The 26078-nt window shown below is 65.6% G+C and carries 21 protein-coding genes; 5 read left to right on the top strand and 16 right to left on the bottom strand.

Annotation, left to right across the window (positions count from 1 at the left end):
* Positions 1 to 48: 48 nt before the first annotated feature.
* Genes ABWP22_RS06635 through ABWP22_RS06655 form a run of 5 tightly spaced genes read right to left on the bottom strand, consistent with a single transcriptional unit; the run spans position 49 to position 6381 of the window.
* Entirely contained in the window at positions 49 to 768 is a 720-nt protein-coding gene (locus ABWP22_RS06635) for a hypothetical protein (protein ID WP_353199175.1), read from the bottom strand.
* Positions 769 to 826: 58 nt separating this feature from the next.
* Positions 827 to 3424, bottom strand: coding sequence for a methionine synthase (metH, locus tag ABWP22_RS06640; protein ID WP_502951095.1), 2598 nt, complete (start codon positions 3422 to 3424; stop codon positions 827 to 829).
* A 37-nt stretch (positions 3425 to 3461) separates the two neighbouring features.
* Positions 3462 to 4508 (bottom strand): homocysteine S-methyltransferase family protein, encoded by a 1047-nt coding sequence (locus tag ABWP22_RS06645; protein ID WP_353199176.1) that lies wholly within the window; start codon positions 4506 to 4508, stop codon positions 3462 to 3464.
* On the bottom strand, positions 4505 to 5437 hold the full coding sequence (gene metF, locus ABWP22_RS06650) for a methylenetetrahydrofolate reductase [NAD(P)H] (protein ID WP_353199177.1): 933 nt from the start codon (positions 5435 to 5437) through the stop codon (positions 4505 to 4507). The genes ABWP22_RS06645 and metF overlap by 4 nt, the downstream gene beginning before the upstream one ends.
* Positions 5434 to 6381: an ArsR/SmtB family transcription factor gene (locus tag ABWP22_RS06655; RefSeq protein ID WP_353199178.1), complete on the bottom strand. Its 948-nt coding sequence runs from the start codon at positions 6379 to 6381 to the stop codon at positions 5434 to 5436. Before ABWP22_RS06655 ends, metF begins: the two co-directional genes overlap by 4 nt.
* Positions 6382 to 6457: 76 nt before the next feature.
* Between ABWP22_RS06655 and ABWP22_RS06660 the strand changes: the two genes are divergently transcribed.
* Complete coding sequence (locus ABWP22_RS06660; RefSeq protein ID WP_353199179.1) at positions 6458 to 7270, top strand: MlaA family lipoprotein; 813 nt, start codon at positions 6458 to 6460, stop codon at positions 7268 to 7270.
* Here the strand turns inward: ABWP22_RS06660 and ABWP22_RS06665 are convergent.
* A complete protein-coding gene (locus ABWP22_RS06665; protein ID WP_353199180.1) occupies positions 7260 to 7889 on the bottom strand; it encodes a class I SAM-dependent methyltransferase in 630 nt (209 codons plus the stop codon). The genes ABWP22_RS06660 and ABWP22_RS06665 overlap by 11 nt on opposite strands.
* Before the next feature lie 176 nt (positions 7890 to 8065).
* Here ABWP22_RS06665 and ABWP22_RS06670 point away from each other — a divergent pair, with 176 nt between their 5' ends.
* Positions 8066 to 9454: an MATE family efflux transporter gene (locus tag ABWP22_RS06670; protein ID WP_353199181.1), complete on the top strand. Its 1389-nt coding sequence runs from the start codon at positions 8066 to 8068 to the stop codon at positions 9452 to 9454.
* Positions 9455 to 9468: 14 nt separating this feature from the next.
* Positions 9469 to 9606 (top strand): hypothetical protein, encoded by a 138-nt coding sequence (locus ABWP22_RS06675; protein ID WP_353199182.1) that lies wholly within the window; start codon positions 9469 to 9471, stop codon positions 9604 to 9606.
* Positions 9607 to 9615: 9 nt separating this feature from the next.
* On the opposite strand, the gene ABWP22_RS06680 is transcribed toward ABWP22_RS06675, so the two are convergent.
* The 3 genes from ABWP22_RS06680 to groES all read right to left on the bottom strand — a co-directional run bounded on the left by ABWP22_RS06680 (position 9616) and on the right by groES (position 12911).
* Complete coding sequence (locus ABWP22_RS06680; RefSeq protein ID WP_353199183.1) at positions 9616 to 10653, bottom strand: PEPxxWA-CTERM sorting domain-containing protein; 1038 nt, start codon at positions 10651 to 10653, stop codon at positions 9616 to 9618.
* 279 nt (positions 10654 to 10932) lie between these two features.
* Positions 10933 to 12573 carry a chaperonin GroEL gene (gene groL, locus ABWP22_RS06685; RefSeq protein ID WP_353199184.1) on the bottom strand — a complete coding sequence of 547 codons (1641 nt, stop codon included), beginning with the start codon at positions 12571 to 12573 and terminating at the stop codon, positions 10933 to 10935.
* A gap of 50 nt (positions 12574 to 12623) precedes the next feature.
* Positions 12624 to 12911 (bottom strand): co-chaperone GroES, encoded by a 288-nt coding sequence (groES, locus tag ABWP22_RS06690; RefSeq protein WP_353199185.1) that lies wholly within the window; start codon positions 12909 to 12911, stop codon positions 12624 to 12626.
* A 204-nt stretch (positions 12912 to 13115) separates the two neighbouring features.
* Here groES and ABWP22_RS06695 point away from each other — a divergent pair, with 204 nt between their 5' ends.
* Positions 13116 to 14567, top strand: a complete 1452-nt coding sequence (locus tag ABWP22_RS06695) for a S41 family peptidase (protein ID WP_353199186.1) — start codon at positions 13116 to 13118, stop codon at positions 14565 to 14567.
* Here the strand turns inward: ABWP22_RS06695 and ABWP22_RS06700 are convergent.
* The 6 genes from ABWP22_RS06700 to ABWP22_RS06725 all read right to left on the bottom strand — a co-directional run bounded on the left by ABWP22_RS06700 (position 14564) and on the right by ABWP22_RS06725 (position 22334).
* Positions 14564 to 15574, bottom strand: coding sequence for an NADP-dependent oxidoreductase (locus ABWP22_RS06700; protein ID WP_353199187.1), 1011 nt, complete (start codon positions 15572 to 15574; stop codon positions 14564 to 14566). The genes ABWP22_RS06695 and ABWP22_RS06700 overlap by 4 nt on opposite strands.
* A 152-nt stretch (positions 15575 to 15726) precedes the next feature.
* Complete coding sequence (locus ABWP22_RS06705) at positions 15727 to 17319, bottom strand: helicase HerA-like domain-containing protein (RefSeq protein ID WP_353199188.1); 1593 nt, start codon at positions 17317 to 17319, stop codon at positions 15727 to 15729.
* A gap of 23 nt (positions 17320 to 17342) precedes the next feature.
* The gene (locus tag ABWP22_RS06710) at positions 17343 to 18278 is read right to left on the bottom strand and encodes a carbon-nitrogen hydrolase family protein (protein ID WP_353199189.1); all 936 of its coding nucleotides are present in this window, start codon (positions 18276 to 18278) and stop codon (positions 17343 to 17345) included.
* On the bottom strand, positions 18275 to 19321 hold the full coding sequence (queG, locus tag ABWP22_RS06715; protein ID WP_353199190.1) for a tRNA epoxyqueuosine(34) reductase QueG: 1047 nt from the start codon (positions 19319 to 19321) through the stop codon (positions 18275 to 18277). The genes ABWP22_RS06710 and queG overlap by 4 nt, the downstream gene beginning before the upstream one ends.
* Entirely contained in the window at positions 19300 to 20064 is a 765-nt protein-coding gene (locus ABWP22_RS06720; protein ID WP_353199191.1) for an alpha/beta hydrolase, read from the bottom strand. Before ABWP22_RS06720 ends, queG begins: the two co-directional genes overlap by 22 nt.
* Entirely contained in the window at positions 20061 to 22334 is a 2274-nt protein-coding gene (locus ABWP22_RS06725; protein WP_353199192.1) for an NADP-dependent malic enzyme, read from the bottom strand. The genes ABWP22_RS06720 and ABWP22_RS06725 overlap by 4 nt, the downstream gene beginning before the upstream one ends.
* A 147-nt stretch (positions 22335 to 22481) precedes the next feature.
* Between ABWP22_RS06725 and mutS the strand changes: the two genes are divergently transcribed.
* Positions 22482 to 25100 (top strand): DNA mismatch repair protein MutS, encoded by a 2619-nt coding sequence (gene mutS, locus ABWP22_RS06730; RefSeq protein WP_353199453.1) that lies wholly within the window; start codon positions 22482 to 22484, stop codon positions 25098 to 25100.
* A gap of 199 nt (positions 25101 to 25299) precedes the next feature.
* On the opposite strand, the gene ABWP22_RS06735 is transcribed toward mutS, so the two are convergent.
* Positions 25300 to 26070 (bottom strand): sulfite exporter TauE/SafE family protein, encoded by a 771-nt coding sequence (locus ABWP22_RS06735; RefSeq protein ID WP_353199193.1) that lies wholly within the window; start codon positions 26068 to 26070, stop codon positions 25300 to 25302.
* Between the last annotated feature and the right edge of the window lie 8 nt (positions 26071 to 26078).

Below are 26078 nucleotides of genomic sequence, written 5' to 3' on the forward strand. Positions count from 1 at the left end.
CGCAGGCCCGTACTTTGGTTACCAGAATGTCATCGTAGGTCAATATCCTCAGTTTCCCGGCGTGATATCGATCCTGATCTGTACCCACGTCCCCACCTGATATTCGCCATCAACGCGCGGTGGCTTCACGCGGAACTGCCAGGCGGCTTCCTGAATGGCATAGCCCAAGCCGGAACCGGGACTCTCGCCGACGGCCTTGCAATCCTCCACCTTGAAACGCGGGGCGGTGCGGCAGGCAATCAGGCCCCAGGCGCCGGGGCGGCCTTTGCCGCGGATGTAAAACGCCAGTTCGGCATCGGTCGGCTCGCGTTGCCATTCGGCGGCATAAAGCTTGCTGCCATCCGGCGCGATGCCAACCACGGCACTGTCGGGCGGGCCGCCAGCGGCCATCTGCGGCGCGGATTCCGCTTGCGGCACCTTGGAAATGTCAAAGCCGCGCAATTCGGGATCGCCGAAGCTCCATTTCGCCGGCGCGGCATCGGGCGCGGTCACCATCGGTTTGGGCTGCGGCGCTGAGCGCGGGGACGGCGGCCGCACTTGCCTTTGCCGCGGTGTCGGCTTTGCGCGCTGCGGGCTGGGCGCGGCGATGTTCACCGCCACCATGCTCGACACGCCGGGCTTGCCCTTGGGCTGCGGCGGCGCGAGCAGCATGAGCAGCAGGATCAGCAGCACGTGCAGCGCGATGACCACGGCGAGCACAGGCACGCGCCGACGCTGCGGCAGCAGGCCGGTTTCGGGCGCGAGGAAGGAGGCGGTGGGTGCGATCAATCCGGCAACAGCATGGGGGCGGGGAAAGGCCCCCATAGGCCGGGCCAACCCCCGCCGGCTAGTCGAGATTTGGCCGCAGCAACTGTTCGGCGCGTTCCTGGCTCACGCCCAGCCGCTGGGCATAATCCGCCAACTGGTCCGGCCCGATCCGCGCCACGCCGAAATAGGCGCTTTGCGGATGCGCAAAATAGAAGCCGGATACGGCCGCGGTCGGCAGCATGGCGAAACTGTCGGTCAGCGTGATGCCGGCGCGGGCCTCCACATCCATCAGATCGAAGAGATGGTGTTTCAGGCTGTGTTCCGGGCAGGCCGGATAGCCGGGCGCCGGGCGGATGCCGGCATAGCGTTCGCGGATCAGATCCTCGCTCGACATCCGGTTGCCGAGTTCATGGCCCCAGAGCTCGCGGCGCACGCGCTCGTGCAGATATTCGGCGAAGGCTTCGGCCAGCCGATCGGCCAACGCCTTCAGCAGGATATCGTTGTAATCATCATGGCCGCTCTGGAAGCGGGCCAGTTGCACATCGATGCCTTCGCCGGCTTGCACCGCGAAACAGCCGAGCCAGTCGGCCTCCGGATGGATGAAATCCGCGAGGCACATGTTGGCGCGGCCATCCCGCTTGGCGATCTGCTGACGGAGGAACGGCAGGCGGGCGAGCACGTCGCCGCGGCGCTCATCGCCGAACAGCAGCACATCGTCGCCGTCGCGCCGCGCCGGCCAGATGGCGACCACGCCCTTGGGGCGCAGCCATTTCTCGCCAGCGATCTTCGCCAGCATCGCCTGCGCATCGGCGAACAGGCTGGTGGCACTTTCGCCGACCACCGCGTCAGTGAGGATCGCCGGATAATTGCCGTGCAGTTCCCAGGCGCGGAAGAAGGGCGTCCAGTCGATATAGGGGATCAGCATCTCGACGGTGACATCGTCGATGGTGGTCACGCCGGTGAAGTTCGGTTTGACTGGCGGATGCGCGTCGAAATCGGTGGCAAAACCATTGGCACGCGCCTGTTCCAGCGGCACCAGCGCCGATTGGCCGGAGCCAGCGCGCTGGACGCGGATCCTTTCATACTCGGCAGCCGTCTCGTCGACGAAGCCGTCCTTCAGCGTATCCGAAACCAGCGTCCCCGCCACGCCGACCGCGCGGCTGGCATCGAGCACATGCACCACCGGGCCGGTGTACGCCGGCGCGATGCGCAGCGCGGTGTGCACGCGGCTGGTGGTGGCGCCGCCGATCAACAACGGCATGGTCATGCCGGCACGCTGCATTTCGGACGCGACATGCACCATCTCGTCAAGGCTCGGCGTGATCAGCCCCGAAAGCCCGATCATGTCGGCCTGATGCTCACGCGCCGCAGCCAGGATGGTCTGCGCGGGCACCATGACGCCCAGATCGATCACCTCGAAATTGTTGCACTGCAGAACGACGCCGACGATATTCTTGCCGATGTCGTGCACATCGCCCTTCACCGTGGCCATGATGATGCGGCCCTTCGATGATGTGCCGACCTGCTTTTCCGCCTCGATATAGGGCAGCAGGATGGCAACCGCCTTCTTCATGACGCGGGCCGATTTCACCACCTGCGGCAGGAACATCTTGCCGGCGCCGAACAGATCGCCCACCACGTTCATGCCGGCCATCAACGGCCCTTCGATCACATCGATCGGGCGCGCCGCCACCAAGCGGGCCTCTTCAGTGTCGGCCTCCACAAAGGCATCGATGCCCTTCACCAGCGCATGTTCGAGGCGCTTTTCCACCGGCCATTGCCGCCACAATTCCGCGGCCGGATCGGCAGCCCTGGCCGGGCCGCCCTTGAACTTGTCGGCCACGGCCAGCAGCCGATCGGTGGAATCGGCGCGGCGGTTGAGCACCACATCCTCGCACAATTCGCGCAATTCCGGATCGATCGCGTCATAGACGTCGAGCTGCCCGGCGTTGACGATGCCCATGTCCATGCCGGCCTGGATGGCGTGATACAGGAACACACTGTGCATGGCCCGGCGCACCGGTTCGTTGCCGCGGAAGCTGAACGACAGGTTGGACACGCCGCCGGAAATATGGGCGTGCGGGCAGCGCTGGCGGATAGCGGTGCAGGCCTCGATGAAATCGACGCCGTAATTATTATGCTCCTCGATGCCGGTGGCGACCGCGAAGATGTTGGGATCGAAGATGATGTCCTCAGGCGGAAAACCGATGCCGGTCAGCAGTTTATAGGCCCGCTCGCAGATTTCCACCTTGCGCGCAGCCGTATCGGCCTGGCCTTGTTCATCGAACGCCATCACCACCACGGCGGCGCCATAGCGCAGGCACAGCCGCGCCTGTTCGAGGAATTGCGCTTCGCCTTCCTTCATGCTGATCGAATTGACGATGCCCTTGCCGGCGAGGCATTTCAGCCCGGCTTCGATCACGCTCCATTTCGAGCTGTCGACCATCACCGGCACCCGCGCGATGTCCGGCTCGGCGGCGATCAGGTTGAGGAAGGTGACCATCGCCGCCTGGCTGTCGAGCAGGCCTTCGTCCATGTTGATGTCGATGATCTGCGCGCCGTTTTCCACCTGCTGGCGGGCGACTTCCACGGCGGCGGTGTAATCGCCGTTCAGGATCAGCTTCTTGAACGCCGCCGATCCGGTGACATTGGTGCGCTCACCGATGTTGATGAACATCGCGACCTCTCCTGTTGGCGGAGAATCGTTGTTCGATTCAGGCTGCATAGACATGCGACTCCAATCCTGACAGCCGCAGCGCCGGGCGCTCGACTGGCACCACCCGCGCTGGCAGTGCCGCCACGGCGCGCGCCATGGCGGCGATGTGCGCTGGCGTGTTGCCACAGCAGCCGCCGACAATATTCACCAGACCCTCGTCGGCCCAGCCCCGGATCAGCCCGGCGGTCGTTTCCGGCTGTTCGTCATAGGCGCCCATGTCGTTGGGCAGGCCGGCATTGGGGTAGGTGAGGATCAGCGTGTTTGCCACCTTGGCCAGCGCCTGCACATGGGCGCGCAATTCGGTCGCCCCGAACGAGCAGTTCAGCCCGACCGCCACCGGCCTCACATGGCGGATGGAGTGCCAGAAGGCCTCCACCGTCTGCCCGGACAGGTTGCGCCCAGCGAGATCGGTCAGCGTCATCGACAGCATCACCGGCACGTCGCGGCCCAGATCGTCGGCGGCCTCCGCAGCGGCAAAGGCGGCGGCCTTGGCATTCAGCGTGTCGAACACGGTTTCGATGAGGATGAAATCCACCCCGCCTTCGATCAACGCATCAATCTGTTCGCGGTACACGGATTTCACACCATCGAAATCCACCTCTCGATAGCCGGGATCGGAGACGCGCGGCGACAGCGACAGCGTCTTGTTGGTCGGCCCCAGGCTGCCGGCCACCCAGCGCGGCTTGCCATCGGCGGCGATGGCAGCATCGACGCAGTTGCGGATCACCTTGGCGGCGGCCAGATTCAGCGCGCGCACCCGGTCCTCCAGCCCATAATCGGCCTGGCTGATGCGGTTGGCATTGAAGCTGTTGGTGGCCAGCAAATCGGCCCCGGCGGCGATATACTGGTTGCAGATGCCGGCGATATCGTCGGGCCGGGTCAGGTTCAGCAGATCGTTGTTGCCCTTCTGATCATGGTTGCTTGCCATGCTGCCGGCATAATCGCCGGCGTCGAGGCCAAGCGCTTGGATGGCGGTGCCATAGGGGCCATCCTTGATCAGGATGCGGGTTGCGGCGGCGGCGCGCAGGGCTTCGGCAGCATTCATGCGACAAGCTCCCGGGCCGGGCGCACGCCCAGCATGTGACAGATGGCGTAGCTCAGCTCGGCACGATTGAGCGTGTAGAAATGGAAATGCCGCACCCCACCAGCGTACAGGCGCCGCGCCAGCTCTGCCGCCACAGTCGCCGCCACCAGCTGCCGCGCCGCCGGCTTGTCGTCCAACGCCTCGAACAGATGCGCCATCCAGTCCGGCACATCGGTGTTGCAGCTGGCCGCCATGCGCTTCAGATTGGCAAAGTTGGTCACCGGCAGGATACCCGGCACCAGCTCGACATCCAGGCCCGCTGCGGCCACCTGGTCGCGGAACCGGAAGAAGGTATCGGGTTCAAAGAAGAACTGGCTGATGGCGCGACTGGCGCCAGCATCATGCTTGGCCTTCAGCGCCTCCAGATCGGCACTCGGGCTAGGTGCCTCCGGGTGCATTTCGGGATAGCAGCTTACCGAGATTTCAAACGGGTGGCGCCGGCGCAGGGCCTTCACCAATTCGGCGGCGCTGGCATAACCGCCGGGCACAGGCGAGAAGCGGGCTTCGCCGCCGGGCGGATCGCCGCGCAGGGCCACGATGTGGCGCACACCGGCATGCCAATATTCGTCGGCGATCCCATCGAGTTCGGCCGCGGTGGCGTTCACGCAGGTCAGGTGCGCCGCGGCCGGCACCGGCGTCTCGGCGGCAATCCGCGCCACCGTGGCATGGGTGCGTGTCCGCGTCGTGCCGCCAGCGCCATAGGTGACCGAGAAGAACCGCGGGCCCAGCGGCACCAAAGTTTCCACCGCCTGCCACAGCGCTTCGTGCATTGCCGGCGTTTTCGGCGGGAAAAATTCAAAGCTGACCGCCAGATCGCCCGGCAGACCGGCAAACAATGGGCCGCTCAGCGCCCGCGAGGCTTCCGCCATCTGATTGCGACTGAGGTTCATGCGTTCGCCTTTTCACCCAACCACAACGCCACACCAAGCTGATCGACGTCTTCGCCCGGCAGCCGGGCTGCCACTTCGCCCGTCAACCCGGCTTCCCGCATCCAGCCCAGGACCGCATCGTCGGCAAAGCCCAGCCGCACATGCCGGCGTTCCTGACGCAATTCCTCGCGGGCGTGCGGCAGCAGATCGACCACCAGCAGCCGGCCGCCGGGGCGCAGCACGCGCGCGGCCTCCGCGATCACCGCACCGGGATTGTCGGCATAATGCAGCACCTGGTGAAGCAGCAGCGAATCACACGCGCCCGCCGGCAGCGGCAGCGCATACATGTCCCCGGCCTGCACCCGCGCCGACGCCAGGCCACTGGCATCGATGCGGTTGCGGGCCAGCCGCAGCATTTCGGGATTGCGATCCAGTCCCAGCGCCGTGCGGGCCTGGCGACCCAGCAACTCGATCATGCGTCCCGTGCCGGTGCCGACATCCACCAGATCGCCCAGCTCGCCGGCAAGCGCCGCCAGAATCGCCTGTTCCACCCCGGCTTCGCGCGTGTGCAGCGATCGTTCCTGTTCCCATTCGCCGGCATGCGCCGCAAACCATGCATCCACCGCCGCCGCCCGGTCGGCCCGCACCTGCCCCAATCGGGCGCGATCCGCCGCCCCCAAATCCTCGCTGCCATCGGCTTGCGTCGCCAGCGTGTGGATCAGCGCCAGCACCGAAGCGGCCGTCGCCGTCGCGCTCAGCCGCACGAACACCCACGCGCCCTCGCGCACCCGATCGATCAAGCCGGCTTCGGCGAGGATGCGCAAATGGCGCGATACGCGCGGCTGGCTCTGCTGCAACACCTGGGCGATTTCGCCGACGGCCAGTTCCATCCCCTGCACCAGCAGCAGGATGCGCAGCCGGCTGGGGTCGCCCATGGCACGCAGAATGATGAGCAGTTGTTCCATCAAAACGGGACATAAAGCAATCTTTATATCCGTCAAGCAGATTGCCGCCGCGGCTGCTTCGTGCGAAACGATTTCGATGTCGCGCGCGATCCTTCTTGCGCTTTACCTGGCTTTGACCGGTTGTGCCAGCACAGGCAGCACTGATCTGACGCGCGCCGAAGCCGATCCCTGGGAACGCAGCAACCGCCGCGTGCACAATTTCAACAAGGGCCTCGATCGCTTCGTCCTGCGACCGACCACCAAGGTCTATCGCGCCATGGTGCCACCGCCGGTGCGCACGGCCGTCACCAATGCCTATGGCAATTATGGCGAGCCCGCCAATTTCGCCAATGCCGTGCTGCAAGGCAAGCTGGCGCAGGCGTTCCGCACGCTGGATCGCTTCATCCTCAACAGCACGCTGGGTCTGGCGGGCATCGCCGATGTCGCCACCGATCTCGGTCGCCCGCGCGAGCCCGAGGATTTCGGCCAGACGCTGGCGCGCTGGGGCGTGAAATCCGGGCCGTATATGGTGCTGCCGCTGTTCGGCCCGTCCACCTTGCGCGATGGTATCGCCACGCCGGTGGATTTCTTCGTCGATCCCGCCGATTTCGCCCGCAACGCCGCGTTGAGCCCGGCATGGAGCGTGCGCATCGGCATGGCCGCCGGGCGGGTGATCAATTTCCGCAATACGTTGACCGATACGGGCGTGGACAAGTTGTTGGCCGACAGCCTCGATGATTATGCGCTGGCACGTTCGGCCTTCCTGCAGCGGCGGCGACTGCAATTGTTCGACGGCCAGTTGCCCGCCGATGAAGATCCGTTCGCCGATACCGACGCGCCACCCGAGCCGGCGCCTGAACCGCCGGCCGAACCGCCCGCCCCGCCGCCTGCCGAGCCGCCTAAGCTCTGATCGCCGCCGCCATCACCAGCGGGGTCAGCTTTTTCAGCGCGCCGAAGCCATGTTCCTCTTCCTGCACCGGCATCGGATCAAGCGTGAAGCCCGCATCACGAACCAGTTGCGCTGAAGGGCGATTGAGGTTGCAGCCCACGCCAACCACCTTCTGGATCGGGTTCAGCCGATGCTGCCAGCGTTGCCGGTCCGGATCGTCTGACAGCACATGTTCCAGAAACAGGAATCGCCCGCCGGGTTTCAGCACACGCCGCACCTCGGCCAGCACCTGGCCGACATCGCTGACCGAACAAAGCGTGAGACAGCAGACCACCGTGTCGAAGCTGGCGTCTGCAAAGGGCAACCGCTCGCCCGTACCCGGCACCGATGTGATCGGCACCGGCGAGCCGGCGAGATGCGCCGCCGCGCGCCGGTTCATGCCCTCCGATGGCTCCACCACGGTCAGGCTGACCACATGCGCTGGATCATAGAAGGCCAGGGTCGCGCCCGATCCAAAGCCGATTTCCAGCACCGCGCCGCTGGCACCGGCCACCAGCGCACGGCGCCGCGCCATGATATTGGGGTGGCCCAGCGCGCGATCGAGCAGCCAGGGAAAGATGGTTTCGGAATACAGGCCCATGCCGCAATGGTTGCACGCCAGCCGCGCGGCGCCAAGCGGGGGCGACACGACCCATGCGGCCAAACGCGCCGCATTGACCGATACGCACGCTGCTGCTTTGCCGGTTGCAACATTCGCTACGTTGACCGGGGCCGGCATAGTCTGTTGGCAAAAGCCCACGCTTGGAGTTGCCTGCCATGGCCGATGCCGCATCTCTCGACAGTGCCGAACCGGCCGCAGCGCCGGCCCCGCGCCCCGATGCGCGGTTCGCGGCCATCCTGAACGGCCCGATCCTGCCGACGCTGGCCAAGCTCACCACGCCGGTGTTGCTGGTGATTGCGGCGCAACTGTTCGTGTCCATCCTCGAGGCCTATTGGGTCAGCCGGCTCGGCACCGAAGCGGTGGCCGGCGTTGCGCTGGTGCTGCCGCTGTTCGTGCTGATGGGCACGATGAGCAACGGCGGCATCGGCGGCGGCGTCGCGGCCGCCGTGGCGCGCGCCAAGGGGGCCGGCAACCAGGCGCAGGCCAATGCGCTGCTCTGGCATGCGATTCTCATCGCGGTCGGCTTCGGCCTGCTGTTCACCATCGGCGCTGAACTGGCCGGGCCGGCGCTCTATGCGGCGCTGGGCGGCCGCGATGCCACGCTCACCAACGCGCTGGATTTTTCCTTCTGGGTGTTCGGCGGTGCCACCATCGTCTGGCTGGTCAATCTGATCGGCGCGGCGCTGCGCGGGGCCGGCGAGGTCAAATTGCCGGCGCTGATCAATCTCGCGGGTGCCGCCGTGCTGGTGCCGCTGTCGCCGCTGCTGATCTTCGGCTGGGGGCCGGTGCCGGCACTGGGTGTGGCCGGTGCCGGGGTGGCCACGCTGATCTTCTATGCCGGCGCACTGGCCGCGCTGCTGCTCTGGCTGCGGCGCGGCACCGGCCCGGTGGCGCTTGCCCCGCGCCCGATTGATGGCAGCCTGTTCGCCGCCATCTTGCGCGTTGGTCTGGTTTCCGCGGTCGGCACCTTGCTGGCCAGCCTGACCATTGTCGCCATCACCGGATCGGTTGGCCAATATGGCGCGCAGCCATTGGCCGGCTATGGCCTGGCTTCGCGCGTCGATTCGCTGCTGGTGCCGCTGCTGTTCGGGCTGGGCACCGGCGTCGTCACCATGGTCGGCGCCGCGTCGGGTGCCGGCCATCACAGCCGCGCCTGGCGCGTAACCTGGCTGGCGGCCGGCCTCGGCTTTGCCGGCAGTGCGCTGATCGGCGTCACCCTGATGCTGGCGCCCGGCCTGTGGATGGACTGGTTCACCAGCGACCCCGCCGTACACGCCGCCGGCAGCCTGTGGTTCCGCATGGTCGGCGGCGCCTATGGCTTTTTCGGGCTGGGCCTGATGCTGTATTTCGCCGCGCAAGGCTTTGGCCGCATGCAGGGGCCGCTGGTGGCCGGCATCGTGCGCCTGAGCATCACCGCCGGCGGCGCGGCCTGGCTTGCCGCCCAGGCCGCGGCGCTCGATCGAGTCTATCTGGCGGCGGCGGTGGGCATGGTGATGTTCGGGTTGATCAATGCCGCCGCGGTGTGGCGGGCACGGCCGGCTTGAGTTAGGGTGCGCCCATGCGCGCGCTGATGCTTCTCCTCGTCCTCACCCTGGCGGCTTGCTCGAAGGAGGCAGCGACCCCGCAAGGCAATGAACAGGCGGTGATCGACAAGGCCAATGCCGATGTGGCCGCGGCCGAAGCGGCGGCTAAATAGGCCGATCGGTCAGGCCGTCATGGCGCGGCGGCGGCGGGCCACTGCCCCCACCACGCCAAAGCCCATGATCATGCTCAGCCAGGTCGCCGGCTCCGGCACCGGGTCAGCGAATTGCAGCGTGTCCACCTCATAGATGTTCTGCGTGCCATTGGGCGATTGTGAACGATATGGCGAACCAGCCTCGGCGAGCGTATATTCGTCGTTCCACATGAAATTCTGCGGATCTTTCGGTCCACCCTTGGCCGAGCGCATATCGAGATATCCCGACGCGCCGCTGATGATATCCCGCACATCCTGCAGCGTGAAGCCGAGCAGCGAATATCGGATGGCGAACTCTACTTCGCTATGGTCAACCGGGTTCACGCGCGCGAACAGCACGGACGTTCCGCCATCCAGCTTGCCATCCTGGATACGCGCCAGATCAAAGCCATTGCCCACCGCGGCCGAAGCATTGTTGCTCTTGGTGATCGACAGGCCGTTGTTGATGCCCGACCCGCCGACATCGCCATTGGTGTCCTGCTGGCCAAAGGTCTTCAGGGCGGTAAAGCTGGTATTGGGTGACATTTCGCTGCCGCCATTGGCCAGCGACGGTTGATCGGCCCACATCAGCCAGCCATTGGCCCCATCGGCATTCTTGCTGAGGATGATGCCATACCAATAGACCAGCGATTCGAAGGTCGCCACGCCGTTTTCGGTAAGACGGTTGAGGCCGTTCAGCTTGATGGAGATGTAAAGATAATTGTTGTCTGCGCCGGCCTGGCCTTTGACGATATCGAGATTCTGGAAATATTCCTTTGCACCGAAAAACGTGCCGCCGCCCTGCTTGTTCATCACCTCGAAGGACTGGGTGGTGGGCCGTTCGTAGCTTTCATTCTGGTAGGAATCGCAACCGGCGGATACCGACCAGCCGAACTTGCCATCCGTCTTGCTGGTTTGGTTGCTGCCGGTGTTACAGTCCGTCATGTACTGGCTGTACACCGGTGAAATTGCAGCGGCCGGAACCGAACCCCCGGCAATCAACAGCAAAGCAGCCAGCACGCGCATCATCACCCTCCTGATCTTAAGAGAGCATTAGCGTATCCATACATGTAACGAAAGAATTTTATCGTTTCGTTAACCTATAATTCACAAAAATTCACGATGTCCACAAAGGCAGGTTTGCGCAGGCGCGGGCAGCGGACGGCGCCGACGCAGTGCCAGCCTAGACAGGGTCAGCAATAGGACGAACCAAAAAGGGCGGCCCGTTGGGGCCGCCCTTTTCGTGTTCTGGCCGGATTTCGGCGAGCCCGTGGATAGTGCTGCGCACTATCCACGGCCGCCTCAATCTCAGAAATCCATGCCGCCCATGCCGCCCATGCCGCCGCCGCCAGGCGAAGGCTTGTCGTCAGCCGGCAGGTCGCTGATCGCCGCTTCCGTGGTGATCAGCAATGACGCCACCGAAGCGGCATCCTGCAGCGCGGTGCGCACGACCTTGGTAGGGTCGATCACGCCGGCCGCAACCAGGTTTTCATAGACTTCGGTCTGGGCGTTGAAGCCGATAGTGGTGTCATTGCCATCCAGCAAACGACCAGAGACCACAGCGCCATCATGGCCAGCGTTGGCCGCGATCTGCCGCACCGGCGCATAGAGCGCCTTGCGGATGATATCGATGCCGCGGGTCTGGTCGTCGTTGGCGCCCTTCAGGCCTTCCAGCACCTTGGTGGCATAGAGCAGAGCGGTACCACCGCCGGGCACGATGCCTTCTTCGACGGCCGCGCGGGTGGCGTGCAGCGCATCGTCCACACGATCCTTGCGCTCTTTCACTTCCACTTCGGTGCTGCCACCGACCTTGATCACCGCAACGCCGCCGGCCAGCTTGGCCAGACGCTCTTGCAGCTTTTCACGGTCGTAATCGCTGGTGGTGACTTCGATCTGCGCCCGGATCTGCTCCACGCGCGCCTTGATGGTGTCGGCCGAACCTTCGCCATCGACGATCGTGGTGTTGTCCTTGTCGATGGTGACGCGCTTGGCCTTGCCCAGCATCGGCAGCGTGACATTTTCCAGCTTGATGCCCAGGTCTTCGCTGATCATCTCACCGGCGGTCAGGGTGGCGATGTCTTCCAGCATGGCCTTGCGGCGATCACCGAAGCCCGGCGCCTTGACGGCAGCGACCTTCAGGCCGCCACGCAGCTTGTTGACCACCAGAGTGGCCAGCGCTTCGCCTTCGACGTCTTCAGCAATGATCAGCAGCGGACGGCCCGACTGCACCACGGCTTCCAGCACCGGCAGCAGCGCCTGCAGGTTGGAAAGCTTCTTTTCGTGGATCAGGATGTAGGGGTTTTCGAGTTCCACCTGCATCTTTTCGGCGTTGGTGATGAAGTACGGGCTCAGATAGCCACGGTCGAACTGCATGCCTTCGACCACGTCCAGCTCGCTGTCCATGCCCTTGGCTTCTTCGACGGTGATCACGCCTTCCTTGCCGACCTTTTCCATGGCCTTGGCGATCATGTCACCGATTTCGCTTTCGCCATTGGCAGAGATGGTGCCGACCTGGGCAATCTCGCTCGAACCGGCGACCGGCTTGGAACGCGACTTCAGGTCCTCGACCACCTTGCCGACGGCCAGATCGATGCCGCGCTTCAGGTCCATCGGGTTCATGCCGGCCGCAACCGACTTCAGGCCTTCGCGCACGATGGCCTGGGCCAGCACGGTGGCGGTGGTGGTGCCATCGCCGGCGGTGTCGTTGGTCTTGCTGGCGACTTCACGCACCAACTGGGCGCCGAGGTTCTCGAACTTGTCCTTCAGTTCGATTTCCTTGGCGACGGTCACGCCGTCCTTGGTGATGCGCGGTGCGCCGAAGCTCTTTTCGATGAGCACGTTGCGGCCCTTGGGGCCCAGGGTCACCTTCACCGCATCGGCGAGGATATCAACGCCGCGCAGGATGCGTTCACGCGCATCACGGCCAAATTTCACGTCCTTGGCAGCCATGTTCTTTTTCCTTTGAAATTGGTTTCGGTCGCGAAAATCGGGTCAGGCGATTAGCCCATGATCCCCAGGATATCGCTTTCCTTCATGATCAGCAGGTCTTCGCCATTCAGCTTGACCTCGGTGCCCGACCACTTGCCGAACAGGATGCGGTCGCCGGCCTTGACTTCCAGCGCAGTGATGGTGCCGTCATCGGCGCGGGTGCCGGTGCCGACAGAAACGACTTCGCCTTCCTGCGGCTTTTCCTTGGCGCTATCGGGGATGATGATGCCGCCAGCGGTCTTGGCTTCGGCTTCGACGCGGCGAACGAGCACACGGTCATGGAGCGGACGAAATGCCATAATTCCCTCTTTTCGTTTGCGGGCGTGATGCCCAAATCCGGGTGCTGCTGGCACTCTCTTCAAGTGAGTGCCAGCAGCTGGAGGCGATATGGTGGGCCGCCCTGCCCCCGTCAAGGCCTCGCTAGCCACCGCTGCGCCAGGCTGCGGCAAAATTCTTCTGCGGCGCGCTGGACAAGCCGGCCACTTCACCGTCACAACTGGCCCATGAAATTCCTGTCTCGCGTGTCCGGTGTTTCGGCCATGATCGTTGCCAGCCTGTTGCTGCAGGCCTGTGGCGGCGGCGGCTCGGTCGCCCCAACGCCAACGCCAACGCCAACACCCACACCCACCCCCACAACATCGCAATGTTCCCTGCGCGAACGGCAATTGTGGGTCGAAGCGCAGATCCGCGAGAATTATCTCTTCCCGGCCGATCTGCCGGCCAGCCTGGATCCCGCACCCTTCAGCACGGTGCAGGCCTATATCGATGCGCTCACCGCCACAGCGCGCGCGGCCGGCAAGGATCGTGGCTTCACCTACATCACCTCCATCGCCGAGGAAAATGCCTTCAACGCCACCGGCCAGACCGCCGCCTTCGGCATCCGCCTGGACTATGACAGCGCGGCGCGGCGCACGTACATCATCGACGCCTTCGAAACCGGGCCAGCGTTTGCCGCCGGCATCGACCGCGGCGACGAGATCATCGCCGTCGGCACCAGCCCCACCACGCTGGAAACGGTGACCGATCTGTTCGCGCGCGGCGGCAGCGCTGCTGTCTCGACCGCGCTGGGGCCATCGACCGCTGGCGTCACCCGCACGCTGCAATTGCGCAATCGCGGCGATGCCGCCGTGCGCACGGTCACCATCACCCGCGCCGTGTTCGATATTCCGCCCCTGTCGCCGCGCTTTGGCAGCCTGGTGTTCGACGATGGCGGCGACAAGATCGGCTATGTGAACCTGCGCACCTTCATCACCAGCGCCGAGGCCCCGCTGCGCAGCGCGTTCGCACGCTTCCGTGCCGAAGGCATCACCCGTGTGGTGATCGACGTGCGGTATAACAGCGGTGGCCTGGTGCGCACCGCCGAAGTGATGGGCGATCTGCTCGGCGGCAATCGCCTGGGCAGCGACGTGTTCAGCTTCACCACCTTCCGGCCATCGAAATCGGTGAACAACAGCACCCGCCTGTTCCGTTTCACCACCGAAGCCGTTTCGCCGACCGGGTTGGCGTTCATCACCACATCGGCCTCCGCTTCGGCCAGCGAGCTGGTGCCCAATGCCATGCTGCCTTACCTGCGCGAAAATCTGATCCTGGTCGGCGGCAACACGTCCGGCAAGCCGGTCGGCCAGATCGCCGTCGATCGCGCCGCCTGCGATGATCGGCTGCGCATCGTCGCCTTCGCCACCGAAAACGCCAACCGCCAGGGCGATTATTACAACGGCCTGGCGCCGCTGCTGCCAACCCGCGGGGGCCGCACCTGCGCTGCGCCCGATCGGTTCAACGAGCCGTTCGGCCGGACTGAAACGTCGATCAGCACCGCAATCGCCGCGCTGCGCGGCAGCAGTTGTACGGCCATCGCCAGCAGCGGCACCGATTTGCGCGAACAGTCATTGGGCCGGCAGCCGCTGCTGGCCAGCGCGCCAAGCGCGGCACAGCGCGAGCTGCCGGGGATTTTCTAGACCTTCAGCAATTGCTTGCCGAAATTCTTGCCTTCGAACAGACGCCGCAGCGTGGCCGGGCAATTCTCGAAACCATGGGCCACATCCTCGGCGGTCTTCAGCTTGCCGTCGGCCATCAGCTGCGAAAGGGCCGCCACGCCCTCGCCATAACGTTTGGCGAAATCCAGCACGATGAAGCCTTCCATGCGCCCGCGCATCACGGTCAGGTTCATGTAATTGCGCAGGCCCGGCGTGCGATCCTCGGCCGTATCGTTGTAACTGGAAATGCCGCCGCACAGCACGACGCGCGCATTCAGCGCCAGATTGGCCAGCGCGGCATCGAGGATTTCGCCGCCGACATTTTCGAAAACCACGTTCACGCCCTTCGGCGCATGTTCGCGGATGGCCCGGCCGACGCCGCCAGCCCGGTAATCGATGCAGGCATCCGCGCCGGCCTGTTCCACCACCCAGGCGCATTTTTCCGGGCCGCCCGCGATGCCGATCACCTTGCAGCCCAGCGCTTTGGCCACCTGCACCACCACGCTGCCGGTCGCGCCAGCGGCGCCCGAGACCAGCACGGTATCACCGGCATTCGGCTTGCCGATCTCGGTCAGGCCGAACCAGGCGGTCAGCCCGGTGACGCCGAACACGCCCAGCGCCTGTTCCGGCGTGATCCCGGCGCGCAATTTCGTTACCGGCCCGGTTTCGGTCATGCCATCGCTCAGCGCATGTTCCTGCCAGCCGAACGTGCCCTGCACGATATCGCCCACGGCAAATCTGGGATGGCGGCTTTCGACCACCTCGCCGATGCCGCCAGCCCGCACCACGCCGCCGATCGGCACGGCCGGCAGATAGGTATCGCCACCCAACCAACCGCGCTGGGTGGGATCGAAGCTGAAATGGCTGAGCTTGACGAGGAACTGCCCGTCGCCAACTTCGGGCAGGGGCATTGAGACAAGATCGAAATCACGGTCCTGCAAGGCGCCGTGCGGGCGGGATTTCAGCAGCCATTTGCGCGTAGTGGTCATGTCAATCTCCCCAAGGTGTCGCGACAGCATGCCCATCCCCAGCCCCTCCCGCAAGCGGGAGGGGAGGAGTTTGGTCATCGGGGCACAATTGCCCTGCCAGCCCACACGGCGCCCCTCCCGCAGCCAAGAGGGGTTGGGGGGTGGGAACACGCCTATTTGAACAGGCTCCCCAATATCCCGCGCACCAGGCTCTTGCCCAGCGATCCTGCCAATTGCCGCCCGATGCTGCTGGCGGCTGATCGCGTGGCCGCGGCGATGGCCTTTTCGGTGGCGCTGGGCCGGGCGGCGGCGCGGGCGCGCGCGGTTTCCAGTCGAGCCGCTTCCCGCTCGCGCTGCGCGGCCAGCCGCGCGGCTTCCCGGGCCGCCTGCGCCTCGGCCTTCGCCGCTTCCCGTTCGGCCTGTGCGTCCAGCTTGGCTTGCAGCGCTGCCTGCTTTTCGGCTTGCGCCTGCGCCGCGCTGTCCTCGCGCTTCATCACCAGCAGTTCGGCGGCGGATTCGCGGTCTACAGCCTCGTCATATTTGCCGGCGAACGGCGAGGCGTTGATCACGTCCATGCGCTCGCCGGCCGTGATTGGCCCCACACGGCTGCGTGGCGGGCCGACCCGGGTGCGCTCCACCGGCGACGGCGCGCCATCGGGCATCAGGGTGGAGACCAAAGCCTCGCCCACCTTCATCTCGGTGATGACCCTCGCCACATCCAGGCGCGGATTGGGCCGGAATGTCTCGCTCGCCGATTTGATGGCGCGCTGGTCGCGCGGCGTGAACGCCCGCAGCGCATGCTGCACGCGATTGCCCAACTGCCCGGCGACTTTTTCGGGAGTATCGATCGGGTTCTGGCTGATGAAATAGACGCCGACGCCCTTCGACCGGATCAGCCGCACCACCTGCTCCACCTTGTCGAGCAGCGCATCGGGCGCCTCGTCGAACAGCAGATGCGCTTCGTCAAAGAAGAACACCAGCTTGGGCTTGTCGGGGTCGCCAATCTCCGGGAGTGTTTCGAACAGTTCGGAGAGCAACCAGAGCAGGAATGTCGCATAAAGCCGTGGGCTCTGCATCAGCTTGTCGGCCGCCAGGATGTTGACCCGGCCATGCCCGCGCCCATCCAGTGCGATGAAATCGGCGATCTCCAGCGCCGGCTCGCCGAAAAACGCCGCGCCGCCCTGGGTTTCCAGTTGCAGCAACTGGCGCTGGATCGAACCGACACTGGCCTTGGTGACATTGCCGTATTTGCTCGACAGCTCGCTGGCATTGTCAGACACCCAAGCCAGCATCGCCTGCAGATCCTCCAGATCGAGCAGCAGCATGTCGTTTTCATCGGCATATTTGAACGCGATGGTCAGCACGCCTTCCTGCGTGTCGTTCAGCCCCATCAGCCGTGCCAGCAGCAGCGGCCCCATTTCGGAAATCGTGGTGCGGATGGGGTGGCCTTGGCTGCCGAACAAATCCCAGAACACCACCGGGCAGGCGGCATAATCATAATCGTTCATCTTCAGCTCGGCCGCGCGCTTGCCGGTCCACCCCGCCGCCTCGCTGCCGGCCTTGGCCATGCCGGCGATATCGCCCTTCACATCGGCAAGGAACACCGGCACCCCGGCGCGGCTGAAGCCTTCGGCCAGGCCCTGCAGTGTCACCGTCTTGCCGGTGCCGGTGGCCCCCGCAATCAAGCCGTGACGGTTGGCGCGTTTCAGCACCAGCACCTGTGGCACGTCTTCGTCCGAGAGGCCGATGAACAGGGAATCGGTCATGCTTTCTCCTCTTGCCGGCAGTTTCAGCCTGCCGGCCCGAAAACGTCCAGCCGGAACATGTCGGTCCCAAACAGATCAGACCGGGCATAATGGCCGGCCGCGTCGAAATCGAAGCGGGCGCGCACGATATCGGCCAGATCAACCTCGGCGGTGACCAGCCCCTCGCCACCGCGCAATGGCCCGGCCAGCACCTCGCCCATCGGCGACACGATCAAGCTGCCGCCGGCAATCAGCGGGGCATCGTGCGGCCGGTCGATCAGCGTGATCGGTTCGCCCAGCGCCATTTGCGATGGCGGCAGCCACTGGCAGGCGCCCACCAGGAAACACCGGCCTTCATGGGCGATATGGCGCATCGCCACTTCCCACTGCGGCCGGTCATCCACCGTGGGAGCCGCCCACAAGGTCACGCCCTGCGCATAAAGCGCGGCGCGGAAGCGGGGCATGAAATTTTCCCAGCAGATCACCGCGCCGATACGCCCCACAGGGCTGTCGAAGCTGCGCACATCCTGCGCACCGCCCTGCCCCCAGATCAGCCGTTCGGCGGCCGTCGGCATCAGTTTGCGGCGATGCCCAGCCAGCGCCCCATCCGGCGTGAAATACAGCGCCGTGCATTGCAGCGTTGCCCCCTCGCGCACGATCGCACCGGCCACCATGGACGTGCCGATGCGCGCCGCCAGGTCCCCCAGCGCCGCCACCTCCGGGCCATCCAGCTCGACCGCCTGTTCCCAGTAGCTTCGGAAGGCCTCACGCCCCGGCGGCGTGCGATAACCCAGCCGCACGCCGAAATCCGCGCCCTTAGGGTATCCGCCGAGCAGCGCTTCGGGCAGCACCAGCACGTCGGGCCTGGCGTCGATCAGCTCGCTGCGCCGCGCCATCAGCGCGTCCAGCGTCTCCGCGGTGGTCGCCCGGCTGCCGATCTGCAGCGCCGCCAGCCGCGCGGTGCCTGTGGGGATGCTCATGCTGTGCCCTCCAATTGTGCCGTCGCCCAGGCCGCAGCGTCTGCCACAACCGCATCATCGCTGCCCAGATGCGCATGGACGGCTGGCAGCAGCGCCACATCGCCGCTGTTACCTGCCGCATAGAGGCAATTGCGGATGAAGCGCTTCACGCCGATACGCTTGATGGCGCTGCCCGAAAACAGCGCCCGGAACGCGGCATCATCCAGCGCCAGCAAGTCCGCCAGCTTCGGGGCGGTCAGTTCGGCGCGGGGCAGGAACGCCGGCTCCTCGCTCGCCTGCGCGAAGCGATTCCACGGGCAGACGCTGAGGCAATCGTCACAGCCATAGATGCGGTTGGCCATGGGCGCGCGGAATTCCAGCGGGATCGGCCCGGCATTTTCGATGGTCAGATAGGCCAGGCAGCGCCGCGCATCGAGCCGATAGGGCGCTGGAAAGGCATCGGTCGGGCACGCTGTCTGACAACGCGTGCAACTGCCGCAACGGTCAACATGCGGCGCATCCGCCGGCAGGTCGAGCGTGGTGTAGATCGCGCCGAGAAACAGCCACGAGCCGTGTTCGCGCGACACAAGATTGCTATGCTTGCCCTGCCAGCCCAGCCCGGCGGCGGCGGCCAGCGGTTTCTCCATCACCGGCGCGGTATCGACGAAGACCTTCACGTCCCCGCCCGCCTCCGCCACCAGCCAGCGCGCCAGCGCCTTCAGCCGTTTCTTGATCAGATCATGATAATCGCGGTTCCAGGCATAGACGCTGATCACGCCGGTATCGCCCACCCCCGCCAACCGCAGCGGATCGAGCGCCGGCGCATAGCTGGTGCCGAGCATGATGACGCGCTCCACCGCCGGCCACAGGCCCCTGGGCGACGCGCGTTCGTCGGCGCGGCCCTCCATCCAGATCATCTCGCCATGGCAGCCTTCGGCCAGCCATTGGCGCAGCCGCACCCCGGCCTGCGGCACTGCTTCAGCGCTGCACACGCCCAGCGCGGCAAAGCCCAGCCGCGCCGCTTCCTTGCGTAGCGCGGCTGCTAATCGCGTGTGTTCAGCCACCCCGTCACCATGGCGCCGACCTGTTGCTCCAGTTCGCCCCAGAACAGCCAGTGCGGCGCTTGCGCGATTTCCTGATAATCCACCCGGCCGGGCAATTGCCGCGCCGTGGCGCGCGCGATGCCGGGCGGCGTGGTGCGGTCCTTGGCTCCAACCACCACCAGCGCCGGCCGGGTCAGCCGTGCATAATCCACCCGCGTGACATTGCCGAACAGCGGTGGCAGCGCGATTTCGGCCAGCACCCGCCCCGAATCCCACACCAGCGCCGCGGTTTCCGCCGCCGTCACCGCTTCGGGCACACCGTTGAAGCAGCCCCATCGCGCGCCGGCGTCATCGAACAGCGTCGGCTTTTCCCACCAGCCCCATTTGGTCACGACATTCTTCATGGTGCGCAGCGGATCGATGCTGGCCGCCTGCGCATTGGCCGCCGCCGCCGGCGACAGCAGCACCAGGCCAGCGTGCGGCACCTTCATCGCCAGCAGCTGCGCCAGCAAGCTGCCCATCGAATGGCCCAATATCACCGGCGGCTGACCCAAGGCAGCGGCTTCGGTGACGAGATAATCGACGTAAGAGGTGATCGACAGCGTGCCCAGATCGGGCGGCGGCGGCAGGCTGGCAGGCCGGTCGTGCCAGGGCAGCGCCGGTGCATGCGTGGCGTGTCCAGCCGCCTCCAGCACCAGACGCAGCCGAGAGAATGTGGCCGGGGTCGACCACATGCCGTGAACCAGCAGGATCGGCGGCTTCAACACACCACGCCGGTGGCCGCGAGCACGCCCAGCGTGACGATATCACCAGCCGAACTGTTCATCGGCACGATCTGCACCGGTTTCGACATGTTCACCAGCATCGGGCCGACCACGCGCAGGTTCGCGACTTCCTTGATCAACTTGGCCGCGATATTGGCGCTGTGCAGGCCGGGCATGATCAGCACATTGGCCGGGCCTGACAGGCGGCTGAACGGATATTGCGCCCGCATCGCCGGATTGAGCGCGACATCTGCCGACATCTCGCCTTCATATTCGAAGCCGACCTGGCGCTGGTCAAGCAATTCGATGGCGCCGCGCAGATTGTCGACAAACTCGCCGCGCGGGTTGCCGAAATTGCTGTAACTGAGGAAGGCGACACGCGGTTCCTGGCCCAGCCGGCGCGCGACGGCCGCAGTTTCGATGGCGATGGTCGCCAGCGTCTGCGCCGTCGGCCGTTCCGTCACCGTGGTATCTGCGATGAAGATCGTCTGCTGCTTGCCGACCAGCATGTGGATGCCGAACGGACGCTGGCCGGGGATCGGATCGATCACCTGGCGCACCTGACGATAGGTGGTGGCAAAATTGCGGGTGACGCCGGTCAGCATCAGATCGGCTTCGCCCATGGCCACCAGCAGCGCGCCGAACACATTGCGTTCATGATTGACCATGCGCTGCACATCGCGGTGCAGCATGCCGCGGCGCTGCACACGATCGTACAGATAATCCACCATCGCTGGCACCAATGGCGAAATCGCGCTGTTGTGGATCTCGAAACTGTCGGGATCTTCGACCCCCAGCCGTGCCAGCCCTTCGCGCACCGGGGCTTCGCGGCCGACCAGCACCGGGGTGCCGTAACCGCTGTTGCGCCAGTTGATGGCAGCGCGCAGCACGACATCCTGTTCGGCTTCGGCAAACACCGCGCGCCTTGGCCGGCTTTGCGCGTTTTCGATGGCGCCCTGCAGGATCGACGTGGTGGGGTTCAACCGCCCGCGCAATTCCTGGCGATAGGCCTCTTCATCAAAGAACGGCTTGCGGGCGACGCCCGATGCCATCGCCGCCTTGGCGACGGCCGTGGGGATATGTTCGATCAGGCGCGGATCGAATGGCGCCGGGATGATATATTCCGGGCCGAACGTGCGCGCCTTGCCACCATAGGCCGCCGCCACTTCATCGGGCACCGGCATGCGCGCCAGGCTGGCGATGGCGTTGGCCGCAGCCAGCTTCATGTCCTCGTTGATGGCGGTCGCCCGCACATCGAGCGCGCCGCGGAACAAATAGGGGAAGCACAATACATTGTTGACCTGGTTGGGATAATCGCTGCGCCCGGTTGCCACGATCGCATCCTGCCGCACCTTCTGCACTTCTTCAGGGGTGATTTCCGGATCGGGGTTGGCCATGGCAAAGATGATCGGGTTGGGCGCCATCGCCGCCACCATCGCTTCGCTCACTGCGCCTTTTTGCGACAGGCCCAGAAACACGTCGGCGCCCACCATGGCCTCTTCCAGGCTGCGCGCTTCGGTGACGGCGGCATGAGCGGATTTCCACTGGTTCATGCCCTTTTGCCGGCCGACGTAAATCACGCCCGACGTGTCGCACATCAGCACATTCTTGACGCCGTACAGCTTGATGAGTTCGGTGCAGGCAATCGCCGCCGCCCCGGCGCCGTTCACCACCATCTTCACATCTTCCGGCCGGCGTCCGGTCAGGTGCAGGGCGTTGATCAGGCCAGCGGCCGCAACGATGGCGGTGCCGTGCTGGTCATCATGAAAGACCGGGATATTCATCCGCTCCTTCAGCGTGGTTTCGATGATGAAGCATTCCGGCGCCTTGATATCCTCAAGGTTGATGCCGCCGAACGACGGCTCCAGCAGCTCCACGCAGGCAATGAACTTGTCGACATCCTCGGTGGCGACTTCCAGATCGATGCTGTCGATATCGGCAAAGCGCTTGAACAGCACCGCCTTGCCTTCCATCACCGGCTTCGATGCCAGCGCGCCGAGATTGCCGAGGCCCAGGATGGCGGTGCCGTTGGAGATCACCGCGACCAGATTGCCCTTGATGGTATAATCATAGGCGGCATCGGGATCGGCAGCGATGGCGCGCACCGGGGCGGCAACCCCGGGCGAATAGGCCAGCGAAAGATCGCGCTGCGTCGCCATCGGCTTGCAGGCCACGATCTCGATCTTCCCGGCCTTGCCAGAGCGGTGGTAGATCAGCGCCTCGCGGTCGCCGAAATCCTGATCGCTGCCTGTGTCATTCTTGCTGCTCATCGCACACGCCTGCTCAAAACCCCGTCACTCCAGCGATAGGATTGTGGCAGCAAAGGGGCAAGCGCAAATGCCGCCCGGGCACGCAGCGCCCCCTTCACGGCATCCGCCCCCCGCGCTATCGCTGTGTCCGTGACCGCAGCCTCCCCGATGATCGCGCAATATCTGGCCATCAAGGCCGAGGTGCCCGATGCGCTGTTGTTTTTCCGCATGGGCGATTTCTATGAACTGTTCTTCGACGATGCCGCTGCCGCTGCCGCCACGCTCGACATCGCGCTGACCAGACGCGGCGAGCACGCTGGCCAGCCGATCCCGATGTGTGGGGTTCCGGTCCATGCCCATGAAAATTATCTCGCCCGCCTGATCCGCGCCGGCCACCGTGTTGCCATTGCCGAACAGATCGAAGACCCGCGCGAGGCCAAGAAGCGCGGCGGCAAGAGCGTCGTCGCCCGCGCCATCGTGCGCATTGTCACGCCGGGCACCGTCACCGAAGCCGGCCTGCTCGAACCGCGCCGCGCCAACTGGCTGGCGGCGCTATCTGCTCCACTCCCGCTTGCGGGAGGGGCTGGGAATGACCAAGACCAATCCGCCGGACTCGCCTGGCTGGACCTTTCCACCGGCGCCTTCCACATGCGCGCCGGCAGCCTCGCCGATCTGAAGGCCGAACTTGCGCGCCTGAACCCCGCCGAAACCCTGGTGCCCGAAGGCAGCGCCCAGATCGGCACCCCCCGCCCCTCGGCCGATTTCAGCGCCGCCCGCGCCGAAACCGCGCTGAAATCCCGTTTCGGCGTCGTCACGCTGGACGGCTGGGGCCAGTTCACCAAGGCCGAACTCGCCGCAGCCGGCGCGTTGCTGGCCTATGTGCAGGAAACCGCACGCGAAGCAGCGCCGCTGATCCTGCCGCCACGCCGCGAATTGCCGGGCAGCACCATGGCCATCGATGCTGCCACCCGCGCCAGCCTGGAACTGGCACGCGGGCAAGCGCGCCATAGCCTTGAATCCGCCATCGATCGCACCGTCACCGCAGGCGGCGCGCGGCAACTGGGCGAGGATATCGCCGCACCCTTGACCGACGCCGCAGCCATCAATGCCCGCCTCGATCTGCTTGGCTGGTTCGTCGCCGATCCCATCACCCGCGCCGCCACCCGCGACACGCTGAAGGGCCTGGCCGACGTGGCCCGCGCACTGGCCCGCATTGCCATCGGCCGCTGGTCCCCGCGCGATCTGGGCCAGTTGCACAAAGGCCTTGCCGGCGCCCTGGCGCTGAAGCGCGCGCTCGCCGCCAGCGCATCGCTGGCCGGGCCGCCGGCACTGCTGGCCGATACGCTGGCACGCATCGGGGCAGAGGGCAGCCAGATCGGCGCGCTGGTCGAGCAACTGGCGCGCACCCTTGCCGACGACCCGCCGCTGGAACTGCCCGGTGCCATCCGCCCCGGCTTTGACGCCGCACTCGATACGCTGCGCGAAACCGCCCGCGACGGCCGCTCGGCCGTGGCCGCCATGGAAACCCGGCTGAAATCGCAAACCGGCATCTCGGCGTTGAAGATCCGCCACAACAATGTGCTGGGCTATCATATCGAAGTGCCCGCCGCCCGTGCCGATCCGCTGCTGCTGCCCAGCTCCGGCTTCATCCACCGGCAAACCATGGCGGGCGCGGTCAGGTTCAGCAGCCCGGAACTCGGCGATCTGGCCAGCCGCATCGCCAGCGCCGCCGATCATGCACTGGCCGCCGAAGCCGCGCATCTCGAGGAATTGCGCGACGCCATCCTCTGCCAGCAGTCTGCCATCGTGGAAACCGCGGCCGCGCTCGCGCGCATCGATGTCGGCGCAGGCCTGGCCGAACTGGCGGCGTCCGAAAACTGGTGCCGGCCCACGGTCGATCACAGCACGGGCTTTGCCATCCAGGCTGGCCGTCACCCGGTGGTGGAACTGGCCGTGCGCGCCTCGGGCACGCGCTTCACGCCCAATGATTGCGACCTGTCGTTCGACGCCCGGGTCTGGCTGGTGACCGGCCCCAACATGGCCGGCAAGTCCACCTTCCTGCGCCAGAACGCGCTGATCGCCGTGCTGGCCCAGGCCGGCAGTCATGTGCCGGCTGCGTCCGCCCATATCGGCATCATCGATCGGCTCTACAGCCGCGTCGGCGCTGCCGACGATCTGGCGCAAGGCCGTTCCACCTTCATGGTCGAGATGGTCGAAACCGCCGCCATCCTGACGGGGGCGACCAATCGCAGCCTGGTCATCCTGGACGAAGTCGGCCGCGGCACCAGCACCTATGATGGTCTGGCCATTGCTTGGGCCGTGCTGGAATCGGTGCACGATGATCTCCAGTGCCGCTGCCTGTTTGCCACCCATTATCATGAACTGGTGCCGCTGACGGCGAAACTGTCCGGCCTTGCCAGCGTGACAGTGAAGGTGCGCGAATGGCGCGGCGATCTGGTGTTCCTGCACCAGGTGGTGCCGGGCAGCGCCGACAAGAGCTATGGCCTGTCGGTGGCCCGCCTGGCCGGTGTGCCCGCCCCCGTCCTCGCCCGCGCCCGCGCCGTGCTGTCCCGCCTCGAAGCGCGCCGCGACCAGACCGGCGGGATCGCCGCCGGCGTGGACAGCCTCCCCCTCTTCGCCGCCCCCGCCGCTGTCGCTGCCGCTGCAGACCCTTTGCGCGAACAACTGGCCGCCATTGATATCGACAGCATCACCCCGCGCGAAGCGCTGGACCTGCTGGCGGCGCTGCAGGCCTTTGCTGACCCAAAAACGGTGCAAATGCCTTGATACGCTGATCGTATCGGCAATTCAGTCAGCCGCGCTTTGGCCCATGTTGCGCGCGTTCAATGGCCGATATCGCTTCAGGCCGCGGCTTTGCCAACCAGGCGCATTCTGCCACCACGTTGCAGGCGTTCGTCGGCGTCACGCCCCGCTGTTCCGCCGGCTCAGCCTGGAATTTATGGCGCCGTGACCTCCGGTCACGTCATCAACTGATCAGGCGCACCAGGCTGAACACACTCGTCGCGGTCAACACCACACCGACCATCAGCATCAGGCCCCGCACCGGCATCACCCGCACCGCCAGCGCGCCCAGCGGTGCCGCCAGCAATCCCCCCAGCAGCAAGCCGGCGGTGACCGTGGTGAACGCTTCCAGCCCGATGGTGGAAACGAAGGTCGCCGAAATCGCCAGCGTCACCAGAAATTCGGCGCTGTTGACCGTGCCGACCGTGCGCCGCACTTCGGCACCCTGCACCAGCAGGTTGGACGTGACCACCGGCCCCCAGCCGCCGCCACCCGAAGCATCAAGGAACCCGCCGATCAGCCCCAGCGGCGCCACATGGCGCGGGCTGCCCTGCGGCGGCGGATAGCGCAGCGCCTTCACCAGCAGATAGACGCCGATGCACGCCAGATAGGTCATCACGAACGGACGTGCCGCCGATGCATCGATGCTGGCCAGCAGATAGGCCCCCGCCACCCCGCCGATCACCCCCGGCACCGCGATCCGCGCAAACAGCCGCCAATCGACATTGCGCAGCACGATATGGCTGATCCCCGATGCGCCGGTGGTGAAAATCTCCACCAGATGCACCCCCGCCGACGCACGCGCCGGCGGCACTCCCATCAGGCTGATCAGCAGGGTGGAGGAAATGATGCCAAACGCCATGCCCAGCGCGCCATCGACCAACTGCGCCGCAAAGCCGATGCCGACATACGGCAGGATCGCATTCCAATCAAAGCTGGCGATCCATTCGAACAACCCATGTC

Origin of the sequence: Sandarakinorhabdus sp. (genome assembly GCF_040398665.1) — a bacterium.
In the GTDB taxonomy this organism is placed as follows: Bacteria; Pseudomonadota; Alphaproteobacteria; order Sphingomonadales; family Sphingomonadaceae; genus Sandarakinorhabdus.